The sequence below is a fragment of the Neobacillus sp. PVCKKU3 genome (assembly GCF_058323225.1).
The window spans coordinates 38,847-61,731 of sequence record NZ_JBLVQN010000025.1; the positions used below are offsets into that span (position 1 = coordinate 38,847).

The following is a 22,885-nucleotide window of genomic DNA, read 5'->3' on the forward strand; positions in this document are numbered from 1 at the left end:
ATATCCTAGGTTTCCCAATTAAAGTTAGTATTCAGGAGCTGGTTAAGCCGATCGTTATGAGGCTTAAAAAATGCCAGCAGTTTCTTCCGGATCTCCGGATTCATTTTTTTGTAATCCCCGCTTCTGTAAGGTTGATAATTTCGGAGTCTAACATTGGGGATGCCCAAAAATTTGTAGACTCTACTTAAAGTTTTGGCTGGATTGGCAAAGAATGTTTCACTTTTGATAATCAGTATCTGTTCCCTTGGGAACAATTTCAGCCATCGCTCCAGCTGATTTGCATACTTCCCCTTTGATAAATAAATTTTTCCGATATTTTCCTTAAGAGCTTCTTCAAATGACATATACTGATGGGGGGAATTCTCACGAAGCAGTGTGGGCATTTTATTATCCAGATCCATATGATAGTTTGAAAAAGCACGATCTACTGGATTCCTTAATAGAACAATGATTTTTACATTCGGCATATGATGGTATACCCTGATAGGAACCTGAGGGTCATAGATATATTTTGGAGTTGCCTCCCCGATGATCACTCTCCTTCCATTTAATATTTTTGAAGGGAATTGGTTTTTGTACCATTGAATTCCCTTATGATACTTCAAATCAAAAAAATGAATTTCTTTCTTTTTTGCTGGCAGTATTAATGGATGCTGAACCAGGAAATTATACAAGGAAGTCGTTCCGCCTTTTTGAGTGCCGATAATGAGAAAATCAGGCAAGTTCCTTTTCTTTCTTCTAGCCATCATGTATCCCCCTTAAAGTTTCCGTTAACCTAACTTATTCAGCTGGAAATGACAATGATTGGACTAACATACATTGTTTTTGGAAAGTTATACAACTGGAATTGGCAGACAAAATGATTCTAGTAATTTTCGAATCTACTAAATAAAGCAAAAAGAGTGAATTCATAATATTAATGAATCCGTGGAATTTTTAAAAGATAGGATTGCTGCCCAATTCACCTTGTCCATTACAACATACATTATATTGTCAGTATTCTCTTGAAAGATTGAAAGGTTGATCTCCTAAGAGAAAAACTGTCGAAACTATCTTTGTAATTCGCCTTTGAAGGGAGGATAAAAAAACATGCCAAATGTGAACCGAGTCCGTAATAGCGGATTTGAACAATCCACCGTTCCAAGTGTCGCTCCGTTTTGGTCTGGCAGTCCAGGCGTTATCACTGAAGCAAGCGATACTCAATTGTTGGGAAACAATAATGCATTCCTGCCGGCCGGAGGCAGTATTTCACAGCCTTTGCTTCCATTAGAAGTTGGGAAGATTTATAAGTTTCAAGCAGCTTTTTCAACAGGTGCTATTGCCGCAACGGTTGACGTTGCGATTACAGGTCAACCGCTTCGCCAATTTCAGGCAGTGCGCATTGTAGGACCTATTGATTATGCTTACTACGAATTTGCCTTTACAGCGACGGATGCAAATTCAACATTAACAATTACAAACAGTACTGCTGTACCTTTAAGAATCGATGTTGTATCTATTATTAAAGCTTAATCGTTTTTGAAATTTGGACGAGTCCCGTTGCTTTTCATTTACCAAGTACTTTGCTTGCAGCCATAGACTGAGAAATCAGTTCATTGCTGCAAGCTTTATTTAGTATCGACCGCTATCCAGCCAGCATGTCATCCCCCTCAAAGTTTCCGTTAACCTAACTTATACAGATGGAAATGGCAGTGATTGGACTAACATACCTATTTTTCGGAAAGCGGTGCAACTGGCATGGCTGATTTTTTCATCTATCAAATAAATCAGGAAGAGGGAATTCTGATATTAATAGTGATAGTTTCATAATAAATTCGTGGAATTTTTATAAGATAATATCGATACCCAGTACACCTTGTCCATTACAGCATAAGTTATAGTGACAAGTTTCTCTTGAAGCTTAAGATAAATTGCATAAATCAAGAGTAGTATTGTCATATCAATTTTTGAAAGGGGGGATGAAGATGCCTAATACGAATCGAGTAAGAGATGGCGGATTTGAACGCTCAGCGACACTGGCTCCATTTTGGACAGGTACAGGTACTGTTGAAGCAGGTGCGGGTGATTCTTTGTATGGATTAAATAATGGTGATATCAATGCAGGAGAATTTATTGCACAGGACCTGCGGCCATTAGAAGTTGGTAAAGTCTATGAGTTTAAAGCTGCCATATTTTTTGATGGTCTTGTTGCTCCAATTACAGGCTCCTTGGACATTGACATATCCGGAAACGCAACCCGTAGTATTACTGCTTCGCTAACTAAATTGGGAGTAGCTTCTAATGGTTATGTCTTTTTCAGCTTCGAATTTACCGCTAAGGTGGCAACTTCCACATTAACCATTACTAATAATACCGATCAAGACCTAGATATCGATGCCATCTCTATTTATAAAAAATAAGGGGTCCTGGAAAGTGCCTAAATAAAAACTCTTTAGCTTGCAGGCAATCTCTGAGAAATCAGTTCTTGCCTGCAAGCTACTTTTTTAACTTTTATGGTTTAACAACTTGGCTGATAACATATATATTAATTTTAAAATTTTACTTTCAATCTACAGGTGGTGAAAATTTATGAAGAACCAGTTTCCTCATGTCAGAAATAAAAAGATGCGTAATAAGCCGGTTATTTTTTTGCATATTCCAAAAACGGCAGGAACAACCTTACGGAGTATTTTCATGAAACAATATCAATCCAATGAATTACTACTTTGTTATAATAATCAAGAAAAATGGAAATCGGATTTAAAAAATCCTTTGAAGATCCGCTCCATCAATGGCATTGTCGGCCATTTCCCTTTTGGTCTTCATCGTTCCCTTCCGAAGCCATTCACTTACATCACCATGCTGCGTGACCCAGTGGAGCGTACCCTCTCCCTTTACCACCATTTACGAACGGGCCCCAATCAACGCTTGCATGCTATAGTAAAACATATGAGTCTAGAAGAATTTGTAAACTACGAAAAAATCTTGAACAACCGGATTGGATCCACAGCACATATAAATAATCCCCAAACACGTTTTCTCAGTGGTGACAAAACTGCCAATCTTAACAAGGCCATCGAAAATCTGAATCGACATTTTGCTGTTGTTGGGATAACAGATTTATTTGACGAAAGTCTCTTTCTCATGAAAAAGAAGTTAGGCTGGACAAATATTCATTATCAAAAACTAAATGTTTCCAAAAAACGTAAAACAAAAGATGATATACCAGAGAATATTTTAAAGATGATATTGGAAAAAAATGCATTGGATGTCCAACTCTATAATCATTTTAAACAACAATTGCAAAAGAAAATTCGTTCATTGGATCCTGACTCATTGCGAGAGCTGAACACATTAAAAGGGAAGAATTAATATTGGCTTTAGTTGTAGTGAGAAACAAAAAACTAATCCACTTCTTTTGCTTACAGCCAAAGACTGAGAAATGAGTCCTTAGCTGTAAGCTACGTTAAGTATCGACCTAATAAACACCTTTCTTTCTAAGGAAGGGTTTATTTTTTCCCAAAATGGTTTATTTAGCTACCCCCTCATTGTTTGCGGACATATATTAGTATGGACAGGTTCCCATAAATGGCCACAATAGATTGCAGCAGAAAAGAATGACTGTATAACTTTATTCATAAAGAAAGGAGAATGATAAATGCCGAATGTAAATCGTGTTCAAAATGGCGGATTTGAACAATCTGCACCGCCAAGCGTGGGTCCGTTTTGGTCAGGTACTGGAACTGCTTCATCTGATAACGGCGGACGACAGCTGCTGGGGAAAAACTACGCACTTCTTGCACCAGGAGACAGTATATCACAACCGTTACTTCCATTAAAACTTGGCCGGGTTTATGAATTTGAAGCCGCCTTAAGTACGATTGTGTTCGCAAATACTGGTACAATTAATATTGAAATTACCGGTAACCCAATTCGGAAGTTTCTGGCCCCTAATTTAATAGCTGGGGGTTTGCTAGAACCTAACACGACGGGAAGATATGCATTCTATAAATTTAGCTTTACCGCTGCTGTTGCCAATCCAACCTTAACCATTACAAATTCTTCGGACGCTTCACTGAAAATTGATGTTATAAGTGTGTTTTTAGCAAACAATAATCGTATTCGTAATGCTGGATTTGAACAATCCCCCCCCCCCCAACTATGGCTCCATTCTGGTCAGGTACTGGAACTTCATTAACTAATAACACCGGACGTGAGTTACTGGGAGATAACTACTCACTTCTTTCTCCCGGAGATAGTATCTCACAACCATTACTGCCTTTACAGGTTGGTCAGGTTTATGAATTTGAAGCTGCCATAAGTACTACTGCAGCTGCAGCTTCTGGCACCATTGATACAGCAATTAGTGGCAGCCCGCTTCGACAATTTCAGGTACCAAATACGATAGCAGGAGCACAGATACCTAACACGACTGGAAGATATGTTTTTTATAAGTTCCTCTTCACCGCTGCCGTTGCCAATCCACTCATAACAATTACCAACGCTTCTGATAACTTAATCAAAATTGATGTTGTAACTGTTCAACTAGCAAATACCAATCGCATACGAAATGGTGGATTTGAACAATCTAGCGGAGGAAACGTAACTCCATTCTGGTCTAGAACTGGAACTGCCTCAACTGTTAGCGGTGGAAATCAGTTATTGGGGGATAACTATGTACTTCTTTCTCCTGGTGCCAGCATCTCTCAGCCATTGCTGCCTTTACAGGTTGGCCAAGTATACGAATTTGAAGCTGCCATAAGCACCACCTCTAAGGCAAGTACAGGTACAATTAATGTAAAAATTAGTGGTATTCCAATTAGAAAATTTCAGGCTCCTAATTTGATAGCTGGGGCATTTCCACTTATGACAACAGGCAGATATGCTTTTTATAAATTCCCCTTCAATGCAAATGTGGCAAATCCAAACATAACAATAACAAACACTTCTGATGTCGACATCAAAATGGATGTTATATCCGTTTACTTGAAGTAATTTAGTTAAGCAGTCATTTACACTTATGTAAATAATAAAAACCCAAAACCTCCAGCCTAAATAGAGGCTGGAGGTTTTGGGTTTTTATCTCTCCATTACTTAAATTATTACCCTGTATATTATGTTGTTTCAACTATACGGCAAGTGTGTTTGTCCATTTTTTCGCTATATGAATAAAATTCTCACGATAAATTTCATCTAGATTATTTGCGTTGATGGTTTAGATTTCAAACCCTAACTTTCTTACTAAATCCAAATCTTCTTCTTCAAAAATACTTAAATCATAATTTTTATATCTTTCCAATGATTTAGGGGGGGCAATTATTTTTACAAGCCTGCTGATGTTCACCTTTTTGGGATCCATTCCCAAAAAACATACAAGTCCGTTTATTTCCTTTTCAGGCTGTAAACATAACTCATTAAAATTAATGATGATAAAGTTCCGTCCAAATAGTTCTTTTCCCAATCTAATCGTTCTTTCGTTTGCTGCAAACCAATACCGTAGACTGGCAAGTGGATCTGCTTTATTTGCTGCTTTTACACTAAATAAACTTCTTCCCCACTTTAGAAGCTGATTCTGATTGCGGCTATAAGCCATTTCCAAGCCATTTCGAATAACAAGGATATATTTCATCTTCTCAAAATGTTTTGCCAAATATTCCAGGTATAGATGGGTAATAGGGTTCTTCCATCCCCAGCCAATGTATTGAGATGGATTTAGAGCGAGCGTTTTCAACATTTCTGCCTGAAAGCTATTAAGCTGGTTAAAAATAGCCTGTTTATCATGCTGCTCCTTATCATGAAACCATTCAGGGTTTCCAAATACCTTGGCGAATCGAACATTATCATTTGATTTATTTAATGGTCCCATGTAGTAGCCTAATTCTTTCATCAGTTCTGCTACAACCCTTGTACCGCTTCCCCCTACGCCGCCGATGACAACAGGCCCGTGAAAGTTCTCCGCAAGATTATTATCCATACCTATTTCTCTCCCTGCTCTTTTCTAACGATATTGTGTTCCCTACTGAAGGGGTTATTTCTCCCCAAACCCCTTTTTTGTTACAAGGAGGTGTTGATTTATGTGGAATGCTCCTTTAATTTTCTCTTGTAAACATGTAAATTGGCTTGAAGAAGCGCCTCATGGGTTCCGGCATCAATCCACCAGCCTTCTAAAATATCATATTGAAGCTGATTCTTCTCAATGTATAGATTATTGACATCCGTTATTTCCAGTTCATTACGGTGTGAGGGCTGAATATCTTCGACAAGATCAAAAACGCATGGATTATACATGTATATACCTGTAACACAATAGGAGGAAGGTGGATTATCAGGTTTTTCAATGATAGACTGGATCCGTTTATGTTTCTCGTCCAACTGCGGCACTCCATAGCGCCGTGGATCCGGAACCTCTTTCAGAAGGACTCTGGCGCCTTTCTCCTGTTTTTCAAATAAAGCTACATGGGAAGATAAAGAATCTTCAAAAATATTATCACCCAAAATCATGACAAATTTCTCTTGCTGAATAAAGTCTCTTCCAACCATAAGGGCGTCCGCAATCCCGCCTCCTTCGGTATTTTGTATTCCGTACTGAATATTAACATTTAATTCCTGGCCAGTTCCCAATAACTCGATAAAAGAACTGAGGTGTTGTTTATTGGTAACAATGAAAATATCTTTGATGCCGGCTTCTTTTAATTTTAGAATCGGCCAATAGATCATGGGGTACGGTCCTACGGGTAAAAGATGCTTGTTGAGATAATTGGTAAATGGTTTCAGGCGTGTTCCAGTACCCCCTGCTAGTATAAGTCCTTTCATTTAAATTACCACCTCTAGAATTTTTTTTTCAATTAGGGAATTTTTACATTTCTTTATACTTTATGTAGTAATAGCATTTTTGGAACATATTTACCGATAAAATGGACAAATATCCCACGTTAAAATATACAAGCAAATCTTTAATGAAAACATAAAATTATAAAGACAATCATTGAAATAGAAGAAATAATCCCGTTGATTATCTAAATCCTCTAGGAAACATTATGGTATTTTTCAGAACAAATACAATTTAAATAAAACTAACTGTAAGATTTAATAATCTATTTTTCAAATGATAGAAGTTTAATCGATAATCGTGAAATTTATAGGAGGTAAAAATGAAGGTTTTATTTGTTTTCTCTGTGCCTGCAGGTGGAATGCTGACGCTCAATATGGAGAGAAATAATGCACTAACCAAAAAAGGGCTGGAATGCCATTTTCTATACTTTAGAAACCATAAAAAAGCAGACTGTAACAACCTAATCCATATTACAAGCAATGAAAGTGACATCTATAATCTTCTAAAAGAACATCAATTTCACGCAATAATCGTTTGTACCAAATTTGAATTTTTAGAAACACTAAGAAAAATAGGATACACTGGTAAAATAATTTATGACTTTCAAGGCATCGGGGACATTCAATCAACCACTCAATGGATAGAAAAAAGTAAAACCTTTATACTCAAGTATGCAGACGCCATTTTATACCCTAAAACAATATTTCTTGATAAATTACTGCAAACACATTTCCCGAGTAAAAAATTGTTCAGCTTTCACAATAGTATAGACACTAATTTATTCCACTATCAAGAAGTCTCTAAACATAAAGACCCAATAATAGGATGGGTTGGAAGGCTAGATCACAATAAAAATTGGAAAGAGTTCTTACTTATAGGAGCTGCTTTAAAGGAATTGATCCCCAATCTTCAACTATGGTTATTCCACGACCCTGCTTTGTCTTCCAAAGGAGTGTTGACCTACTTTAACCGCTTTGTTAAAAGTTTAAACCTTCAAAATGCAATCCTTGTATATGAAAATACTTCACGTCAAGATATGCCTTTTTATTATTCACAAATGGCAAGTTCAAATGGTTTATTATGCTCCACATCTAAGCTTGAAGGCTTCGGTTATGCAGTCATTGAAGCGATGTCATGTAATTGTCCGGTTTTATCAACCAAATCCGGAGGAGTGGAAAGCTTCATCATTCATAATGTTACCGGGAAGCTCTATGATCAAGGGAATATCCATCAGGCGGTAAATGAAGCAAAAGAGCTTATTGAGAATTCTTTATTCAGAAATAACATTATACAACAAGCCCACCAATTACTCGCTACATCCTTTACCCATGAACAATACAGCCAAAATTTTGTAGAAATGCTAAAGAATTTATCAAACTAAAAAATAGGTAAAAACCTTGATATATTTGTCCACTCCAAAAAAAAAAAACTTCATAAATATATTAGGGAATAAAAAAAGGGTAAAGGAGAATGAGCCAATGTCGAAAATCAAATATACTACTGGAGCTATTGATAACACAGCCGATCCAATTTATCCAATTAAAACATACTCTACAGTAGACGTAAAAGTTTTAAATAATAGCAGGACCCACGGAGCAATTGTGAGGATTAAGCTTTTCAAAGTAAACGGAGAAAAACAATTAATACAACGTTTTAAAATAAGGGTTCCAAGTAAAGGAAGCACAACTGTTACCTTGGATGTTTCCAACCTGGATAGTTTTGAAATTCAAGTAGCCATTAGACAAAATGATGTACCGTTAGGTACCCTAAGAAAGTCTGTCATTCCTACCGCAATCGGAAGGGATGCAGATGGACAATTTGTCAGCCGTCTAGGGTTTAAGAGAACTATATAGATCCTAAATCTCTACAATATCTATTAGGACTAGCAAGGGTAACAAATGGGGGGTTCTTATTATTTTAGAACCCCCTATACATGTAAAACTATTGAATATGTTGTGTTAAATTAAACAGAAATCTGTATACAGAAAAAGTTTCGTCAACCCTTTTTCCCGTTTTGTTGATCATCATACCAAAAATGAACAGTCTTACCATCGTATATAACCACTCGATACTCTTCAAAGCCGTCTGTTTAAACATTGCAGAAACCACAAAAGTAACAATGTGGATTTCTAAAAATACATAAAGAAACTAGTTGGTCAATCTACCAAATATAGGAATATACTGTTATTACCATCCCAATATGGTTCTTACGAAGCTTTGATGAAGAATTACGAGTGGCATTATATATTTCGTTATTCATTTTTTAGTATAATAATTACAACCTATAGAGTACCCGTTTTTCCAAGGTGTCAAGTTTTGCTCTACCATAAGTCATTCGTTTTATCATCTTAAGTCGATTGATTTGACCTTCAAGCAAACCATTGCTGTATGGCGATAACAATGCATTTCTAACCGCCTGAATATCACTACGAAGCCTAAGAGAGAAATTATAAAATGGATTTTTCTTATTAGACATTTGTTCTTTAAGCCATTGTAAAAAGGTTGCTTCATCCCTCATTTGTATAGATTTACGAAATGTTTGGATTATGTCGTAAGGGACTTTTAACGAGGGATACAGCCCAATACATTTATCTAGAAAATTTCTATCTTCTTTACTTAGCTCTTCTTCTGGTTTCCACATCCAGGTTCCTAGTTTTTTTCTGGAAATGTGGAATTTATTTTCTTTGGAAAGATTATACTTACGTTCCTTACGGAATTGTTCAACTATCCTTCGTATAGCCGAATAAATGCCGGTATACCCTTGTTCTAGCAGCTTAGAATATATTTCACTTACTGTGTTTCCATCCTGTTCAAGAGAGATAACTTTATCATAATATTGATCGGCTGGTTTCTTATAATGCCGATGAAATGTTAGTGGTCCGTTTACTTTTAAATATTCCCGAATGGTCCTTCTATCAATCTTATATTCCCTTGAGAGCCTGGAAAGATTCATGCATTTATTGTAGGCCTGTTGAATTTCTTGGATGAGCTCCCACTTCTTATTCCGTCGGTTTTTAATAATTTGCTCTTCACGAGTTAAAGGAATTTCCTTACCAGGTAATTGGCCCTCACTCCAGGTGATAGTGGAAGGAACGATAGTTGAAAGAAAGGAATCAAGCTGCTTCTTCGCGTTTCTAATAAAATGCCAACGGTCATAAATCTGAAAAATTGAGGTGCTTGCATTTGTAATACCCTGACGGAACCCTGTAAACCCATCGCGGCTAACAACTTCAATAAATGGATACTTTTTAAGCCAAGCTGTAACGGTTTCTGGCAGACGGTCTGGCAACAGTGCTAAAGGAGCTCTGGATTGAAGATCACAAACCAGTGTGCCATAAGTATGACCTTTACAAAATGCGAAGTCATCAAGACCTACAAAAGGGAGACACTTCCGAGTTAATATTAGTATGGTGGACCAAATTTAATAGCGTGTCGTGACTTATAGGGATATGAGCAGACCTAGCTACTTTTTCAGCGGAAAGACAGCTTGTAGAAAAGGCTATTTTACGAAGAACTTCTTCTGTCCTTGAGGTACGTTGTCCATTTGATGAAAGCCAATCAAATCGTTCTGTAAAAATTTTAACTTTACAATCGGGATTATCACAAAACCACCTTCTTGTTAGTAGTAACAATTCAACAGGTTTATCACTAATGGGAAGATCCTGTACTTTTCGAGTATATTGGCTATGAATCCGTGAACTTTGCCTTGAGCAAGATGGGCAAGGATTTGATAGACGAGTGCTTTTTAATGTTAAGATCAAAGAATCAATAGTAGGAGAAACTTGTAGCAGTTCCAAATTGGAATCTGGTGAGGACCAAGGAATTGAGAGCATTTTTCTCACTCCTTTTCTTTTTATTATACCAGTCTATCATTTAAAAAGTCCCTCACCAAATCCTCGTAAGAACCAAAATAGAACGTCAGTAACAATATACCAAAATCCTTAAATTTTAGATTAGTACCTCTGTTGAAAACGTTGTTAGTATTACCCTAATATATGGAATTTTCCAAAGTGAGATCCGATACTTTAATGAATGCCAAGCATTTCATATTAGATACCGATTCGCACCAAAATAGACCTTTCAACATATGATGTGATGAGATAATAGGTCTGGTGTGTGTACCAATAAAAGAAAGTTCAGGAGGTAAAAATGGATATCCTTTTTGTTTTTTACGTTCCGAGCGGGGGTGTGGAAACGTTAAATCGTTATCGATGCGCAGCACTAAAAAAATACAACATCAACGCACATTGTCTTTATTATGAGAGAAAACGAACTTTGATAAATGATCATAATACCCAAACATTTGTTACAAATAATGACAATGAAATAAAAGAAATATTAAGGACTGGGAACTACGAAGCGATTATTATCGTTTCAGATTTCGAAGCTTTGTCAAGATTTAGAGCCTTAGGCTACGCAGGAAAAATGATCATTGAAATACAAGGCTATGGACCAAAGGAAATAGCAAGGTCAGCACTTATAAAGGCCATCCCCCATGTCAATGCCCATGCTGCCGGATTCCTAAATCCAAGAACGCCGCACATTATGGAATTATTAGCCGAAATTTATCCCTCCACTCCAACCTTCAGTTTCAATAATTGTTTTGATACCGACAAATTTTCATATCGTTCATTGCCTAAAAATAGCAAACCAATCGTTGCTTGGATTGGCCGGATTCAGGATAATAAAAATTGGCGGGAGTTTCTTCAAATTGGAAAGGAGCTGACCAATCGTCTCAGCTCAAATATCCAATTATATATGTTTGAAGACCCTACGTTATGTACTCCAGAAGAAAGACGTGAATTTGAGAAGTTAATTCAACAATTAAATCTTGAAAAACACCTTACACTTCATGAGAACATCCCTAATACTGAAATGCCAGAGTTTTTTTCCATCATTGGCGACTCGGGCGGTTTTCTTTGCTCCACCTCAAAAGTCGAGGGTGCACCATATGCCTTACTTGAAGCCATGAGTTGCAAATGCCCTGTGCTTACAACAGATTCTGATGGCGTCAGAAGCTCCATCATTCACAATCAAACAGGCAAGTATTACTCCTTAGGAAATATTGCCGAGGCAGTTAAAGAGGCAAATGAATTAATGACCAACCATACATTAAGAGAGCATATCCGCACAACCGCCCTTGAACATGTAAGGACAAATTTTAATCCGGAATTTTATTGCCGGAATTTTATAAACATGCTTGCCTCCCTTGGTATTACCATGGATAAATAAGGAATAAAGAGGCTGGGACATAACTAGTTTCTATAAATAAAAAACGTGAAATCGCAGCGGCGATTTCACGTTTTTTATTTTATCTCTTTTCTAAGTGGACACGATCTTACGATCTTGCCGCATATTTTCTTAAATTTACGGCCATTAATGCGAGGCCGATGTCGTTTTCAACTTTCGACTTTCCTCGTACCGAAAATCGAGTGAAACCTAAATTAGCCTTCAGAAATCCAAAAATTGGTTCCACGTCAATTTTACGTTGACGATAAATAGCACCAGTTTTTTCCTCTGAAAGCTTCACTCTAATATATTCTTTTTGTTGTTCCCACTTCTCATTTACCATCAGCTTACGGTTCTTTCCCTCTTGCGCCTTCGTACAGCTTACTCGAAGTGGACAATCCGAACAGTCTTCACATTCATAAACTTTAAACGTTCGCTGGAAACCTGAATTATCTGTTCGATTCGAATGATATTGAAACCTCACTTGTTTTCCGTTCGGACAGGTATAGGCATCGTTTTCCCCATCATACAACCAATTGCTCGTTTTAAAAGGATCCTTTTTAGACTTTTTCTTTTGTTCATTTAAGTAGTGCCCGTATGTAATCAGAGGTGTACGTTTGCGCTTTGTTAAAATGTCATCGTAATTTTGTTCGCTGCCATAGCCGGCATCTGCGACGATATGTTCAGGCAATGAAAAATACTGCTCTTCAATTTGATCAAGAAATGGTGTTAGTGTTTTTGTATCCGTTGGATTAGAAAAAATACCGTAGGCAAGTGTGTATTGTCCTTCAGACGCTACTTGAAGATTATAACCAGGCTTTAATTGGCCGTTTTGCATATAGTCATCCTTCATTCGCATGAATGTCGCATCGGGGTCTGTTTTCGAATAACTATTCCGTTTGCCAAAGATCTCGAAGTCTTTTTGATATCTCTGCTTTCGTTCAATCAAATCAGAGATCTGTTTCACGATTTGTTTAGGTGTTTTTCGTTCGCTACGTAACTTTTTACGTTCATTGACATCATTAGAATTCTCAATTTTTTCGGTATATTCTTCGATGACCTCTTCTAGCTTTTCAGTGATTTGTGTTAGCTCTTCAATTGAAAGTTGTTCTTCGTTTTCTCGTGTTATTTCAGGGATAATTTGATTTTCAAGTAGCTCATTGTAAAGCTGATTCGATTTTTCTACCAAATTCTTATTATATTTTTCAACGGATTTCTTCCATACAAAGGTAAATTTATTAGCGTTTACTTCAATTTTTGTACCATCAATAAAAATCGCTTCCTGCTCAATTAGCTTTTCTTGCACGAGTTGACAGCGCAACTGAACAAAACATTGACGAATCAACTCTTTCATATCAGGATGTATACGGTAACGATTGATTGTACGGTAACTTGGCTCATAGCCTTGGGCTAGCCACATCATACGGATACTATCTTTCACAAGCCCCTCAATTTTTCTACCCGAGAAAGCAGATTGTGTGTAACCACATAAAATAATTTTAAGCATCATGCGTGGATGATGGGCAGGACAACCGGTATGGCGTAGGAAGGAGTCGAATGCTCCAGCAGGAATACTCTCAACCAAATGGTGAATGGAGAACGCTATATCATTTTCTTGTAACTTTACTTCTAAATCTAAAGGTAAAATTAGTTGATTCATGTTATAATCTTTAAACATAAGGACACTTCTTTCTGATTTGTATTTTTGTAGGGGTACTTAAATTTTATCAGAAGATGTCCTTTTTGTTATGAAAAAAATTAAAGCCTGTGAAATTTTACTGCTCGTAAAATTTCACAGGCTTTTTCGGTTCTAGAGGGGGTTTTGTCCCAGCCTCTTTTAAATACTTGAATTAGGAGTGAAGACATTCTAAAGGGCTGTCACCATGCTAGGACAGCCTTCTTTGCTCTTGTTTGAAGGTTTGTAATTGTTTTTGTTCTTCTTCCGTTAAGGTTTGAAGTTTTTGCTGAAGAAGTTGTTTGGCAAATTCATATACTTCAAGATCCATCTCGTTATATTTTTCTATCAAGTTAATAACCGTAGATGAGAGTTCTTCTTTTGAAGGACGATTCTTTGTAACATTTCGTTTTTTATAATGAATATTACTCCAGCCGTATTCCTTTTTTAACAAGAAGAGTGATTCGTTGAATAATTCAGCTGCTCCGACTACAGTAAAGGTTTTTAGAGTTTCTTTTGCTTTTTGAACATCAGGATTTACGGGCAGTCCGCATAACAAAACCGTTTGTTCATTGTGAGCTTCATCCTCCTTAATGACATATTCCTCCAATGTCATATTTTTCAGTCTTTCATACCCTGGGTAATTTCGTAAAAAATAATATAAAGAAATTACGCGGTCGACAGGGTCCCTCAACAATGTAAAGTAGGTATAAGGTTTAGTAAAATGCTCATGCACGCCATAAAAATAATGACCTGAAACAGCTTTCATTTTGCGTAATTCCTCCTTTGTTAATTGATAAAAATCAATGACTGTATTTTTAAAAAAACCATGATCAAAAAATTCATCCGCATTGTATTGCTGCTTAAAGATTGTATTCAATGTGGTTCCTCCGGTTTTTGGGATATGCAAAAAAATAGATAGTTCATGCTTATTCACAAAAATCCTCCATTCAAATAGGTTTTATTTTAAATGCTTAATAAATTCAGTAAGACGGGGACGGTATTGCCTTTCAATGCCCGTCATTTCCTCTCTCATTTGTGGATGATATTTTCTTGTGCCAGCCTGTTCGTGTGTCCTGAACTTCGTGAGCACTTCATCTAAATAATAGATTTTATGGCCGTTTACTAATAATCGAAACCACATTTCATAATCATGAGTATAACGGAATTGGGCATCAAAATATCCAACCTTATTAAATAGACTTTTCTTCATGATTACTGTACAGCCATTTATGACATTACATTTCAAAAAGGATTGATAAATCTGCTTTTCATTTAAAAATCGCGGGCAAGTCCAGTAACCTACTGTTTTATTATATTGATCAATGCAGTCAAAGTTGGTAAAACTGGCATCTGCTTTATGGGCAAGCATAAATGAGATTTGTTTCGAAATTTTTTCTGGAAGAAAATAATCATCCGAGCTTAACCAAGCAATATATTCACCTGATGCTTCCTCAATGCCTCGGTTTAGGGCAGTAGCCGTTCCGCCATTCTCTTTTTTTATATAGCGAATTTTACTCAAGTAAGGGGCAATTTTCTCAGTATAAATAGTCGAACCATCATCAACAAGAATGATTTCGATATTCTCATAGGTTTGTTTTAGTGCACTTTCAATGGCCTGATCCACATAGGAGCAATTATAATATGGTATGATGATTGAAACCTTTGGGTTCATTCCACAGCCTCCCAAAATATTTATTAATGTACAAGTATTTGATTCCATAAGATTATTCCGTCGTTTAGACTGTATCTTTTTTATTCTTTCGATAAAAGTCAAGGATATCGCTTAATGACGTATCCAACGGTAAGAGAGGTTTCCATCCTAATTTTTGAATTTTAAAAGGTTTTGTAACCACATTCTTTTCTGTATGATTATTTAATTCCTCTTTTACCTCAAAATTAACGAGTGTCATTGACCTATACCGGTCGATTATTTCTTTTAACGAATGGCTTTTTCCTGAAGTAATATCATATGTTTCTCCCGGTTTTCCCTTTTTCAATAAGATTTCATAGGCAGCTACCGCATCCCTGACATCGAGAAAATCACGTTCTGATTGAAGGTTAGTTACGTGAAGAACCTTCTCAGCCTTGTTCTCTTCCATCTCCACAATTTTTTGGGCTAAAATGGAGCAAACTCCATTTGAAAGACCTGGACCGATTAAATTAGAAGGCTTTGCAATGACAATTTTCATATTATATAGAATTGCCCAAGACTGTGCGATTAAAGCTTGAAGTGTCTTGCTTAGACTATACGGATGAGATAGTGTGGATACTGATAAAGGATCAAATTGGAGAGCAGACCCAACGACAACGATTTGGCAAGCTGGGCTTTCAGATCGAATAGCGTCAAGCAAATAAGCAGTGGACATGGAATTCATTTCTAATGAAGAGATTGGGTCAATCCATGATAGTCCAACGTGATTCTGTCCCGCCAAATGGAGGAGATACTGAGGCTGGATCTTTTTTATGAGATTTTTCACCTGATCTTTATTGGTAAGATCACAGGATTCAAACTCTATATTTTTAAGGGGGTAGGTGTCTTTCCTTGTTATAGCTGTAATTTTAAATCCGGCATTTTGAAAATGGCTGCATGCATGAAGTCCAGTAAAACCGCTTGCGCCAGTGATAAGCAAATTGCCCTGCAAACTCATTGATTTTCCACCCCTTTACAGTTCATTGAGAGAATCATGATCGGCCCTCCCTTTCACCTACATTTCATTCATCTCAGTTTTTCTATATTACAATATGCTTGTTTCTTCCTATTGTTGTAGGCAGTTCTATTAAGTTTCTTACCTAAAAGCTTTCCGAAGCAATTTGGGATTGGATTTGAAAGAAAGGTGTATCACGTTGATGTTTTACACTGAATACAAATATACGAGAGAGTATAGTATCACAACGATATCTCTCGGAAGGAAGATTGTTTATGAAAATATTACTGGCAACGTATTTTATTGTTCCTCATGTTGGAGGGGTATGGAATTATATGATGCAGCTAAAGCAAAGGCTGGAGTTGCTTGGGCATGAGGTCGACTTATTGGGGTCCGGACCAAATCATACCTCCATTCAAATCGTAAATGAACATAGACTAGTAGGAAAGGAGGAATTGCTCCCTTTGATTAATGCCAAATTGAAAGAACAATTGCATAATCCTTATTATGCAGACCCTGTTGTAAAACATTATGAATTTCAACGAAATATGTATGAACTGGGTGTCAATCATTTGGGATTGAAGAAATATGACTTGATTCATACACAAGATGTCTTATCGAGCGCATGGATAAACCGGATAAGACCAACAGAAACTCCACTAGTTGCAAACCTTCATGGCTCCGTAGCTCATGAATTAAAGCATTACGTAACAAACATCCTTAAAACCCCTACCTCCCATCTAGCCTGCAAATATTTCGACCAGCTTGAATATGATGGAGCTACGGCTCCAGAATATACCATTGTGGCAAACGAGTGGTTAAAGACTACACTAACAACAGAGTTTCATGTCCCGGCTGAACAGATTAAAGTGTACCATTACGGATATGACATAGAAGCATTTCTTAAACGAATGACAGAGAAATCTCGGATTCAACGCCCGTCAAACAAAAAAGTAATCATTTATACAGGGCGCATTAATGAACTTAAAGGTGTTCACCATCTCATTTCCGCTCTTATCCAGTTAAAAAAGATCCGAAATGACTGGGTTGGCTGGATTGTTGGGGAAGGTCCCTCTGAATCTATTTTAAAAAAACAAACAAAGGATGCAGGATTGGAAGAAGATATTATTTTTTTTGGCAAGCGTGACGATATTCCTTATTTGTTATCTATTTCGGATCTCTTTATATTTCCTAGCCTACTAGATAACCAACCGTTATCCGTTATTGAAGCCCAAATTGCAGGTATCGCTGTCATTGTTAGTGATGCAGGAGGAATACCAGAGATGGTTGAACATGGCAGGACGGGAATCATTACTCCAGCAGGCGACCCCAGTGCAATATGCATGCATGTAAATTATTTATTATCCCACGAAGGATACAGGAAAAACCTGGGTGTACAAACCAAAAAATGGGCTTTGGACTATTGGTCCCCGGATAAAGCGTTTAATAATATCTTGAATGTCTACCAAGACGCAATAACGGTAAAGAAGAAGAATGACAAAGTATAACTTTCTTTTTCGATATTTTGTATTTAATAATCCCCCATAAGAGGTGAATTTTGTGAAGGCATTAGTGACTGGAGGAGCTGGATTTATCGGTTCCCATCTTGTTGATGACCTCATTTCCAAAGGTAATGAGGTCCGAGTATTGGACAATATGATTTCCGGAGATATGGACAATATCCATCCTAAAGCAGCCCTATATACGGAAGACTTATGCGGGAAAAATGCCCGCCAAATTATTCTTGATGAAAAACCCGACGTCGTTTTTCATTTGGCTGCACAGGCAGATGTTGGCCGTTCAATTCTTGATCCAATGTATGATGCCAATGTAAATATTAATGGAACCATCAATATGTTAGAGGCATGCCGGGAAGCAGGTGTTAGAAAATTCATCTTTGCTTCCACTTCCGGGGTGTACGGAAATCTGCAGAAAACCCTCATTTCTGAAAAGGACATTGCCAATCCTATTTCTTATTACGGTTTATCCAAATTTTCAGCTGAATTATATATTCAGATGTTCTACCAGCTTTATGGTCTCTCTTATACAATTCTGAGGTATGGCAACGTATATGGACCAAGACAAACCCCAAAAGGAGAAGGCGGAGTGGTTGCAATCTTTTTAGATAGAATCAAAAAAGGTTTGCCCTTAAGTATTCATGGTGACGGGGAACAAACACGGGATTTTATTTACGTCAAAGATGTAGTACGAGCCAATTTAGCAGCAGTAGAAAGAGGCGATCAGGAAATCATTCAAATCAGTACTTCCCACCCTACCTCTGTAAACCAATTGTTGAAAATACTGACTGAAATTCACGGTGCCGATATTAAAGCTATCCAAACTAGCCCAAGAAAAGGAGATATTAAACACAGCTGCTTGGATAATAAGAAAGCCCTCCGTTTGTTGCAATGGAAGCCACAAATTAATACTTTTCAAGGGTTGCAAGAGACTTATGATGCTTCCCTAAATAATGAAAATATTAAGGGATAACCTAAGTTGATGACCAGCCTTAAGGGCTAATGCTGTTAAAGGGAATTACGATGCCATTTATAGTTTGGGTAATCTTTGCTTGGCATCCCTTCAACTTAGGAAATTTAATTTAAGGCCCTTTGCGGGAGTGCTTGACTGGGTTGGCTCAAATTCCTTGCCGCATGTTAACCGCCTATTGCAAAGTCGATTTTCCGGCTTTATGGAACTGCCCAATTTAGAAGTAATTGGACAAGCTTTGGAAAAAGATTTCTTTGTCATTGATTATGCCTATCAAATCGTGTTTAATCATGATTTTAAAACGGACAAAAACACTCCAACCAATTTAACTGCTTATCCAGAGGTTAAAGAAAAATATGACAGACGTGTGCAGCGATTTTTGGAGAAAATGGAAACTAGCAATCGGATCTTGTTTATCAGAACCGAAGGTAGCTTTAAAGAAGTCCAAGAACTTGAATCCATTTTGTCGCAAATGGTTAAAAATGATTTCAAGCTTCTCCTTATAAATCATACTGATGTGACCACCATGACAGAGTGTAATTGGCCTTTGGAAAAGGTCTGCTCCCTTGAACTGCCTAATCAGGAAAAGTGGAATGGAAATGATCACTACTGGAAAGAGATTCTGAAGGATGTTTCCATTTCAGTATAGGAAAAGTTACGAGCAAAAAAAACTTAGCCCAATTAAGTAGCGGGCTAAGTTTTTTTTATGCTGTTGTTTTTCTCATCCAATCCCTTAATTCCTTTAGCATATCTTCATAATAAGGAATTCGATATTGAAAATCGGTTCTCGTATTTTTAATGGTTCGATCAAGGCAGATTTCGGAATCTGAAATAATTTCAACATCTTTTTTTTCAAATATCTCTTGGATTAATTTTAATAACGAATATTTGGATATTTTTGTTTCCGACCCCAGATGGTACAAACCAGTAACTTGATGTTGAATCATTTTTTCAACTGCCTTCGCCAATTCAAGTGTAGTAACTCCATTCCAGAAGACTTTTTCATACCCTTTTATTTTTCCTGTTTGGTTCATAAACCAAAGAAACAAACCAATTCCGTCCTTTTTTAATTCAGGCCCAATTATGGACGTGCGAATGGTCAAATGCTTATTACTTGTAATTTCCCCTAATTGTTTAGATTGAGCATATATTGAGGTTCCATCTGGGAGGTTTTCTTCTGTATAATCACCTTTTAAACCTGAAAAAACACAATCTGTACTGATTTGAATAAGTTTCCCTTGGTGACGTTCCATTAGTTTAACGATTTGGTGAGGCAAGACACTGTTTACTTGAAATGCAAGTTTCGTGTTATTGGTGGCATTTTCATTCAATATTCCGATACAGTTGATGGTTACGTCTGGCTTGATTGATTCCACTATTTCTTCCAACTGAAATGAATTGGTTACATCAAGAAATATACCTCCCTTTTCGTTTGGATCTCTGGATGTGTAAAATAAATCAAACTGTTTTTTTTGTTTAAAATATTCAACCATCATGTGTCCCGCCATCCCTTTTCCACCAAGGATTAATAGTTTCATTTAAATAAACCCCCCTCTCGTTAATATTTCTTTTATCTCATCCCGACTCATTAAATCTGTGTTGGAATGGTAACTCTTTATATTCACCGGCTTATAATTCGAATAGTTTTCTTTCAGCCCTTTAATGTAAATTGGAGGTAAAATCACAAAATATTCATCATCATAGACGATTGTCGTTGTACTTTCATATTCTGAGAGAAGTAATTCATGGATTTTTTCTCCTGGACGAATACCCAGAATTTCAATTTGAATATTTTCTTTATTCGAAGCTTCTATTAAAACATGGGCCAGATCGATAATTTTACAGGTTGGCATTTTCATAACAAAAGTCTCTCCACCGATGCTTTCAAATGTTGCTTTAAAAACCAGTTTGATAGCTTCTTCAATCGTTAAGAAAAATCGTGTCATTTCCAAATCGGTAATTCCGATTTTCCCCTTCTCTTGGATGTGCTTTTTGAACACATGAATGACACTGCCATTTGTCCCTAAAACATTTCCTCCTCGGATACAAACAAACTTTGTATTTGTATTAAGCGTATTGGCATGGATAATCAATCTCTCCCCCATCGCTTTGGACAACCCATAAAAATTGGAGGGGTTCGAAGCTTTATCAGTGGATATATACACTACTTTTTTCACCTGGCATTGAGTAGCTGCATCAATTACATTCTGTGTTCCAATTACATTTGTTTTTAATGCTTCAATTGGCTGATCTTCACAGACAGGAACGTGCTTCAATGCGGCTAAATGGTAAACATACTGGACCCCTTTGCAGGCCTCTGTTAATGCCTCCTTTTCCTTTATATCGCCAATGATAAAACGAAGCTTAGGGTTGTTATCAAACTCTTGTTTCATCGTGAATTGATTGGACTCATTTCTGGAAAATATACGTATTTCTTTTGGATTGTGCAACAATAACTGCCTGACAAGCTCATATCCCCAAGAGCCTGTCCCCCCTGTAATCAAAATCGTTTTATTTTCAAACAACTTGCAGTCCTCCTAACAATATCTTTATTACTTTGTCTGAGACATTTTTATCGTCGTATCCTTCCGGATAAGGCCATTGCTTTTGCTGATTAACCATGACATTCACGCTATTGACAATCTGATTTGCGTCAATTCCTGATAGGATATTGCTGCCGCATTCAATCGTTTCCGGCCGCTCTGTTGTTTTCCTAATCGTTACAGTCGGTACATGAAACAAACAGCATTCCTCCTGTACAGTCCCGCTGTCGGTCAATACACATAAGGCATTTTTCTCAAGCTTGACGAAATCAAAGAATCCAAAGGGCTCATGGAACTCAACCAACGGGTGAATCAATAGGGAGGAACTATTCTCCAAACGGGATTTTGTACGGGGATGGATACTGCAAATGACTCTTTTTTGGTAAGTCTCTGCCACCATGTTAATCCCTTTCATGATTTCAAGAAGACGACTTTCATAATCCACGTTTTCTGCTCGATGGGCAGTAACCAAAAAATAGTTCTCCTTTGCCAGTTTTAAATCATTAAGGATATTGCTCCTCTCGATGTCAGCTTTGTATTGTTCCAAGACTTCAAAAATTGGATTTCCTGAAACATAAATACGGTTATGCGGAATCCCTTCCTTCATTAAATTCTCTTTGCTTCTGGGAGTATAGGGCAGATTAAAGCTGGCAATTGCATCAATCACGCGGCGATTTTTTTCTTCTGGTACCTCTAAATCAAAGCATCTGTTTCCAGCTTCCATATGAAAGACCGGAATGCCCATCCGTTCAGCCAAAATGGCACTTAAACCGCTGTTGGTATCCCCAAGCACTAGAACTTTATCGGGCTTTTCCTTTAAGAAAATCTTCTCTAGCCCTTGATACATAATGGCCAATTGCTGCCCCAAGCTGTGTTGCTGATTAGAAAACAGATAATCTGGTTTGCGGATCTTTAATTCTTGAAAAAATACATCATTTAAAGTGGAAGTGAAATTTTGACCTGTGTGTACAAGAAGATGTTTTTTAGCAAGTTGATCCAATTTTTTAATAATCAAGCTTAATCGAATGATTTCAGGCCGCGTCCCTAAAATTGTCATTACTTTCATGGATTCACCACCTATCTATCTTAAAATTTTTAAAAAACTAGTTTGCTGATTTTTTTGCTCTAATTTACGGTATGCTGCAATTTCTTTGTTGCTATAGGCTTATCTATTAAACTCATAAAAAAAGCGATTAACCATTAGGCAATCACTTTTTTCCTTTGTTATTAGCTTTTTCCGTACTTCTTATTGGGCGTCGTTGGCATTTTCACCATATTTCGCTGTACCTCAGGTTTTACGTATCGTCTAAAGGCTGGCTTGCTTTCCCTACCGTAATAAACCCCATTTGTAGAAAATCGTTTTCCATATTCATGACATGAACACATAAAATACACCTCCATTCCATTCTATCGCTAGTACAATTACTTTACTTTTTTACTGTACTTTGTTGTCAACGGTCTGACTGCTTTAGTGTTCGTCTGAGGGGAAACC

23 protein-coding genes and 1 pseudogene are annotated in these 22,885 nt (G+C 37.1%); 11 read left to right on the top strand and 13 right to left on the bottom strand.

Annotation, left to right across the window (positions count from 1 at the left end; genetic code table 11):
• Positions 1 to 5 precede the first annotated feature (5 nt).
• Positions 6 to 746: a sulfotransferase domain-containing protein gene (locus ACNQGS_RS17235; RefSeq protein ID WP_491488381.1), complete on the bottom strand. Its 741-nt coding sequence runs from the start codon at positions 744 to 746 to the stop codon at positions 6 to 8.
• A 343-nt stretch (positions 747 to 1,089) separates the two neighbouring features.
• Between ACNQGS_RS17235 and ACNQGS_RS17240 the strand changes: the two genes are divergently transcribed.
• From ACNQGS_RS17240 to ACNQGS_RS17260, 5 genes are all read left to right on the top strand, one after another.
• Positions 1,090 to 1,512, top strand: a complete 423-nt coding sequence (locus ACNQGS_RS17240; protein WP_491488383.1) for a hypothetical protein — start codon at positions 1,090 to 1,092, stop codon at positions 1,510 to 1,512.
• Positions 1,513 to 1,964: 452 nt separating this feature from the next.
• On the top strand, positions 1,965 to 2,399 hold the full coding sequence (locus ACNQGS_RS17245; protein WP_491488384.1) for a hypothetical protein: 435 nt from the start codon (positions 1,965 to 1,967) through the stop codon (positions 2,397 to 2,399).
• Positions 2,400 to 2,568: 169 nt separating this feature from the next.
• On the top strand, positions 2,569 to 3,351 hold the full coding sequence (locus ACNQGS_RS17250) for a sulfotransferase family 2 domain-containing protein (RefSeq protein ID WP_491488385.1): 783 nt from the start codon (positions 2,569 to 2,571) through the stop codon (positions 3,349 to 3,351).
• A 286-nt stretch (positions 3,352 to 3,637) separates the two neighbouring features.
• Positions 3,638 to 4,177 (top strand): hypothetical protein, encoded by a 540-nt coding sequence (locus ACNQGS_RS17255; RefSeq protein WP_491488387.1) that lies wholly within the window; start codon positions 3,638 to 3,640, stop codon positions 4,175 to 4,177.
• Positions 4,141 to 4,974 carry a hypothetical protein gene (locus ACNQGS_RS17260; RefSeq protein ID WP_491488389.1) on the top strand — a complete coding sequence of 278 codons (834 nt, stop codon included), beginning with the start codon at positions 4,141 to 4,143 and terminating at the stop codon, positions 4,972 to 4,974. Before ACNQGS_RS17255 ends, ACNQGS_RS17260 begins: the two co-directional genes overlap by 37 nt.
• 220 nt (positions 4,975 to 5,194) lie before the next feature.
• Here the strand turns inward: ACNQGS_RS17260 and ACNQGS_RS17265 are convergent, their stop codons facing one another.
• Complete coding sequence (locus ACNQGS_RS17265) at positions 5,195 to 5,953, bottom strand: sulfotransferase (RefSeq protein ID WP_491488390.1); 759 nt, start codon at positions 5,951 to 5,953, stop codon at positions 5,195 to 5,197.
• Between the two features lie 98 nt (positions 5,954 to 6,051).
• A complete protein-coding gene (locus tag ACNQGS_RS17270; protein WP_491488391.1) occupies positions 6,052 to 6,792 on the bottom strand; it encodes a sugar phosphate nucleotidyltransferase in 741 nt (246 codons plus the stop codon).
• A 338-nt stretch (positions 6,793 to 7,130) separates the two neighbouring features.
• On the opposite strand from ACNQGS_RS17270, the gene ACNQGS_RS17275 reads away from it, so the two are divergent.
• Both ACNQGS_RS17275 and ACNQGS_RS17280 read left to right on the top strand, forming a co-directional pair.
• Entirely contained in the window at positions 7,131 to 8,192 is a 1,062-nt protein-coding gene (locus ACNQGS_RS17275; protein WP_491488392.1) for a glycosyltransferase family 4 protein, read from the top strand.
• A 97-nt stretch (positions 8,193 to 8,289) separates the two neighbouring features.
• Positions 8,290 to 8,664, top strand: a complete 375-nt coding sequence (locus ACNQGS_RS17280; RefSeq protein ID WP_491488393.1) for an RNA-binding protein — start codon at positions 8,290 to 8,292, stop codon at positions 8,662 to 8,664.
• A 422-nt stretch (positions 8,665 to 9,086) separates the two neighbouring features.
• Here the strand turns inward: ACNQGS_RS17280 and ACNQGS_RS17285 are convergent, their stop codons facing one another.
• Together ACNQGS_RS17285 and ACNQGS_RS17290 are read right to left on the bottom strand one after the other, a co-directional pair.
• Entirely contained in the window at positions 9,087 to 10,232 is a 1,146-nt protein-coding gene (locus ACNQGS_RS17285) for an ISL3 family transposase (protein WP_491488426.1), read from the bottom strand.
• The gene (locus ACNQGS_RS17290) at positions 10,177 to 10,644 is read right to left on the bottom strand and encodes a transposase family protein (protein ID WP_491488394.1); all 468 of its coding nucleotides are present in this window, start codon (positions 10,642 to 10,644) and stop codon (positions 10,177 to 10,179) included. Before ACNQGS_RS17290 ends, ACNQGS_RS17285 begins: the two co-directional genes overlap by 56 nt.
• A gap of 316 nt (positions 10,645 to 10,960) precedes the next feature.
• Here ACNQGS_RS17290 and ACNQGS_RS17295 point away from each other — a divergent pair, with 316 nt between their 5' ends.
• Positions 10,961 to 12,043, top strand: coding sequence for a glycosyltransferase family 4 protein (locus ACNQGS_RS17295; protein WP_491488395.1), 1,083 nt, complete (start codon positions 10,961 to 10,963; stop codon positions 12,041 to 12,043).
• A gap of 115 nt (positions 12,044 to 12,158) precedes the next feature.
• On the opposite strand, the pseudogene ACNQGS_RS17300 reads toward ACNQGS_RS17295, so the two are convergent.
• The 4 genes and pseudogenes from ACNQGS_RS17300 to ACNQGS_RS17315 all read right to left on the bottom strand — a co-directional run.
• Positions 12,159 to 13,718: pseudogene (locus ACNQGS_RS17300) on the bottom strand (IS1182 family transposase); the annotation flags it as partial.
• Between the two features lie 208 nt (positions 13,719 to 13,926).
• Complete coding sequence (locus ACNQGS_RS17305; RefSeq protein WP_491488396.1) at positions 13,927 to 14,652, bottom strand: sulfotransferase family 2 domain-containing protein; 726 nt, start codon at positions 14,650 to 14,652, stop codon at positions 13,927 to 13,929.
• A gap of 24 nt (positions 14,653 to 14,676) precedes the next feature.
• Positions 14,677 to 15,390 (bottom strand): glycosyltransferase, encoded by a 714-nt coding sequence (locus ACNQGS_RS17310; RefSeq protein WP_491488398.1) that lies wholly within the window; start codon positions 15,388 to 15,390, stop codon positions 14,677 to 14,679.
• 64 nt (positions 15,391 to 15,454) lie between these two features.
• Positions 15,455 to 16,366 (bottom strand): NAD-dependent epimerase/dehydratase family protein, encoded by a 912-nt coding sequence (locus ACNQGS_RS17315; protein WP_491488399.1) that lies wholly within the window; start codon positions 16,364 to 16,366, stop codon positions 15,455 to 15,457.
• Between the two features lie 272 nt (positions 16,367 to 16,638).
• Between ACNQGS_RS17315 and ACNQGS_RS17320 the strand changes: the two genes are divergently transcribed.
• The 3 genes from ACNQGS_RS17320 to ACNQGS_RS17330 all read left to right on the top strand — a co-directional run bounded on the left by ACNQGS_RS17320 (position 16,639) and on the right by ACNQGS_RS17330 (position 19,499).
• The gene (locus ACNQGS_RS17320) at positions 16,639 to 17,871 is read left to right on the top strand and encodes a glycosyltransferase family 4 protein (protein ID WP_491488400.1); all 1,233 of its coding nucleotides are present in this window, start codon (positions 16,639 to 16,641) and stop codon (positions 17,869 to 17,871) included.
• A 52-nt stretch (positions 17,872 to 17,923) separates the two neighbouring features.
• Complete coding sequence (locus ACNQGS_RS17325; RefSeq protein WP_491488401.1) at positions 17,924 to 18,853, top strand: NAD-dependent epimerase/dehydratase family protein; 930 nt, start codon at positions 17,924 to 17,926, stop codon at positions 18,851 to 18,853.
• Between the two features lie 79 nt (positions 18,854 to 18,932).
• Positions 18,933 to 19,499: a DUF1796 family putative cysteine peptidase gene (locus tag ACNQGS_RS17330; RefSeq protein ID WP_491488402.1), complete on the top strand. Its 567-nt coding sequence runs from the start codon at positions 18,933 to 18,935 to the stop codon at positions 19,497 to 19,499.
• 55 nt (positions 19,500 to 19,554) lie between these two features.
• Here the strand turns inward: ACNQGS_RS17330 and ACNQGS_RS17335 are convergent, their stop codons facing one another.
• From ACNQGS_RS17335 to ACNQGS_RS17350, 4 genes are all read right to left on the bottom strand, one after another.
• Positions 19,555 to 20,388 carry a dTDP-4-dehydrorhamnose reductase family protein gene (locus tag ACNQGS_RS17335; RefSeq protein WP_491488403.1) on the bottom strand — a complete coding sequence of 278 codons (834 nt, stop codon included), beginning with the start codon at positions 20,386 to 20,388 and terminating at the stop codon, positions 19,555 to 19,557.
• On the bottom strand, positions 20,389 to 21,375 hold the full coding sequence (locus tag ACNQGS_RS17340) for a polysaccharide biosynthesis protein (RefSeq protein ID WP_491488404.1): 987 nt from the start codon (positions 21,373 to 21,375) through the stop codon (positions 20,389 to 20,391).
• Entirely contained in the window at positions 21,368 to 22,459 is a 1,092-nt protein-coding gene (gene wecB / locus ACNQGS_RS17345) for a non-hydrolyzing UDP-N-acetylglucosamine 2-epimerase (protein ID WP_491488405.1), read from the bottom strand. The genes ACNQGS_RS17340 and wecB overlap by 8 nt, the downstream gene beginning before the upstream one ends.
• 161 nt (positions 22,460 to 22,620) lie before the next feature.
• Positions 22,621 to 22,779 (bottom strand): hypothetical protein, encoded by a 159-nt coding sequence (locus ACNQGS_RS17350; protein WP_491488406.1) that lies wholly within the window; start codon positions 22,777 to 22,779, stop codon positions 22,621 to 22,623.
• Between the last annotated feature and the right edge of the window lie 106 nt (positions 22,780 to 22,885).